The organism is Paenibacillus cremeus (assembly GCF_007786445.1).
Classification (GTDB): Bacteria; Bacillota; Bacilli; order Paenibacillales; family NBRC-103111; genus Paenibacillus_G; species Paenibacillus_G cremeus.
In genome coordinates this window covers 1-3,552 of the sequence record NZ_VNJI01000108.1, presented here as the reverse complement: position 1 = coordinate 3,552, position 3,552 = coordinate 1, and the positions used below count along the sequence as shown (strand labels likewise).

Genomic DNA, 3,552 nt, shown 5'->3' with positions numbered 1-3,552 from the left:
ATCGCCGCAATCGACGGGACAAATCTACCTTGCTCTGGACCCTTATATTCGCGCTTACGCCCCCGGAATTCCGCGCGATTTCTATGAGTTCAACAAGAAAATCATTGATGAAAAAGCGAAAATTAGTTCGGGGAAAATCGACGCCGGTCTATATTCCGAAACGGATCAGAAGGCAGGCGCAGAGCTTCGCAAAAAAATTCAGGACGTGAAGACCCAAATCATCCTCGGGAAAAGACCGCTGTCCGATTGGGACTCTTACGTCGAACAATTAAAGAATGATAAAGATCTGATCAAGATCACTGAGGAATTGAACAAATCGTATCAAGTCCGAATTTCATCCAAGTGAGTGAGGAGTGTTCACTGTGTGACTTGGAAGTTAAGCAGCGAGGCTGACCTGCAGGTATTTTATTGAAGGCATTGCAATACACCTTAAAGGAGAGATCCCCTTGTCAATTTTAACCTCAACTTCAACACCGCAAGTCGTCCTGGTAATGGATAATACGTTTGCCTCATCTCAAGCTGTACTATGGGCACAGCAAACGTTAGCAGAAGCGCTGCAGAAGCGCGAGATTTCCACAGCTCGAATGGATCATTATAACGAAGCTTCAAAAGCCGCCGTACATATCGTCATTAGCGGAGTCGATTCAGGACACGATTCTGAGATTGAGTCTGCGGGGCTTGATCTGCCCAAAGCAGCGGAATCGTTTGCCGTCGCCGTTTCCGGCAATCGCTTGGTGCTCGTGGCTCCCGACGAGCGCGGAATGGTCTATGCCTTGCTGGAACTGGCTGACCGTGTTCAGCACGGCTCCGACATATTATCCGAACTGTTGGCAATCGTATCGTTTGCTGACCGCCCGGCGAACCAAATCCGCAGCGTGATGCGCAATTTTTCTTGCGAACTGGAGGATAAGGATTGGTTTTACGACAAATCGTTTTGGGACGAATATTTGACAGAACTCATCTCCCAGCGGTTCAATCGTTTTACAATGTCATTCGGAATGGCCTACGACTACGGTCATGACCCGAATGTCCACGATAATTATTTCAATTTTACCTATCCGTACCTGCTCCAAGTGCCGGGCTATAAGGTGAAGGTTACCGAACTCTCCGAAGAGGAAAGACAGCGGAACTACGATACGCTTCGCTATATCTCGGAAGAAGCAAAGCGCAGAGGGCTTCATTTCCAACTGGGATTATGGAACCAATCCTATGTTTACCTTGAAAGCCCGAACATGAATTACAACATTGAAGGAATCAACGCCGACAATCACGCAGAGTATTGCCGTGATGCGCTGCAGCACTTGCTGAAAGAGTTCCCGGCTATCGATGGCCTTACGTTGCGGATACATTATGAGAGCGGCATCCATGAGCCTGCATATGAGTTTTGGAAGGTCGTTTTGAGCGGAACTTTGGATGTTGGACGGCCTATCGAAATAGATATGCACGCAAAAGGTCTTAATGACGAGCTGCTGAAGGGTGCTTTAGCCACCGGGCAGCCGATCTACATCTCCCCTAAATATTGGGCCGAGCATATGGGGCTTGGTTATCATCAAGCCGCTATCCGGGAGTCAGAGTTCGGGTCTAAAGAGAGTACGACGGAGTCTCTGAATGCGATAACCGCCAATTCCCGGCGATTTACGAGATACGGGTATGCGGACTATTTGCGGGATGACCGGCAGTACGGTGTTTTATTCCGAATCTGGCCGGGTACACAAAAACTGCTGCTGTGGGGTGACCCTGCGATCGCTTCAGCTTACGGCCGCGCTTCCCACTTTAGCGGCACGCAAGGCGTGGAGTGGTGCGAGCCGATGACGTACAAGGGCCGTAAAGGGACTGGGGCCATCGGCGGTCGTGAGCCATATCTGGATAAGGCCCTTCAGTTACCTAACCGCGATTGGGTTAAGCATAAATATACGTACCGGCTATGGGGAAGATTGCTTTACAATCCGGATGCCAATCCGGCCTCCTGGCAGCGTTTTCTACGGACAGAATTTGGCGACGCCGCATATGCCTATGAGCAGGCTCTCGCTTATGCCAGCCGGATTATGCCTTATTTCGTCACCGCTCACCTTCCATCAGCATCCAACGCCATATATTGGGCAGAGATGTCCTCCAATCTGCCGATTGTGAGAACCGGGCCGACGCGCTATGACCATGATACGCCTAAACCGGGAACATTCGGTGTAGCGAGCCCGATAGATTCCGCTTTATTTTACCGCGTAGACGACTTTACCGACGATATTATAAAGGGCTTCCGCCTAGGCAAATATTCACCGCTCGAGATCGCGGAGCGTCTGGAGCAATTTTCCGCCGGGGCGGAGCGGTATTTAAATCAAGCAATCGAGGTGGTAGAGGACAAGGAAAGGGCTGACTTCCGCCGTTTCTCAATTGACGTGACGATGCTGATTGAGATGGGTCGCTTCTTCGCCGGGAAGTTTCGCGCAGCTTTGGCATACTCTCTTTATGAACGCACATTTGACACAGCCTTTCTGGATCAGGCGGTTGAACTGTACCGTTCTGCAATAAACCATTGGAAGCAGGTGATAGAGGTTTCGAAGGACGTGTATAAGGCGGACATCACATTTGGTATGTTTCCTGAGATACGAGGACATTGGGCTGACCGCTTACCTGCGATAGAGGAAGATTTACAGGCATTGGAGCGGTTAGCCTCAGAGGCGCGCAACGGAGCGGCCAAGCCGGTTCTCATGGAAAAGAGAGACGCTGCTTCCAGATTTCTGCAAACGAACGCCGAAAACCGTCGCCTTGCATACACTCATGAAGTTCCAGTACGCATGAAAAAAGGCCAGGCATTGGAATTGTGCATTTCCATACCGGAGGCTCCGAAAGGCTTGTCCGTCCGCTTGCACTATCGCCACGCGGATCAGAGCAAACGTTATGTCGTTGCAGAAATGTCACAGGATAAAACAATATTCTCCGCTTGCGTTCCCGGGAATTATACCGATTCTCCCTATGATTTGGTTTACTTCTTCGAATTTCGGGACAGCGGAGGGGATGCCTGGCTTGTTCCCGGCTTTAACGAGCAGGTATCCAACGATCCTTATTACGTTGTATCCGCGAGATAGGCAGGGTTTTAAGTTAATGGGAAAGCGCTCGGTTCTTGAGCGCTTTCTTTTCATTGAAGACACCCGTTCACGTATAGCCTGAGGTGCAATTGCTTAAGTATAGCATCGAAACAAAAGATGGCATGGCCAAGGGTCTGATTTGTTCAGATTCGTCTCAAGGTAAAAATTTGTCCGCACCCTCTTTTTCATGCTGAAACAGCCCTTTGCAAAAATGTTTTATTGTTGATAACTATGATTAGATACATACTTTAGATCAAAACAGGAAGGAGGCGCCCACATGAGTGGAACAAACTTATATACCGACTCATCCGTTTCAGGGGTCGGGACGGTAGCCCGAAATCGCCAAAGCCAGGGCTGGAGGGCGTTGGTAAAAAATAAGTATTTACTTTTGATGGCCCTGCCCGGAATTTTATACTTTGTTCTATTTAAATACTTGCCGATGTGGGGAATTCTGATTGCCTTTCAAAAT

The 3,552-nt window shown here is 49.2% G+C and carries 1 protein-coding gene and 2 pseudogenes; all 3 read left to right on the top strand.

Features of this window, described 5'->3' with window-relative positions; genetic code table 11:
- Positions 1 to 346: pseudogene (locus FPZ49_RS36310) on the top strand (extracellular solute-binding protein); the annotation flags it as partial.
- 100 nt (positions 347 to 446) lie between these two features.
- On the top strand, positions 447 to 3,083 hold the full coding sequence (locus FPZ49_RS34840) for a hypothetical protein (protein ID WP_144855324.1): 2,637 nt from the start codon (positions 447 to 449) through the stop codon (positions 3,081 to 3,083).
- A 277-nt stretch (positions 3,084 to 3,360) separates the two neighbouring features.
- Positions 3,361 to 3,552 (top strand): annotated as a pseudogene (locus FPZ49_RS37365) (sugar ABC transporter permease); the annotation flags it as partial.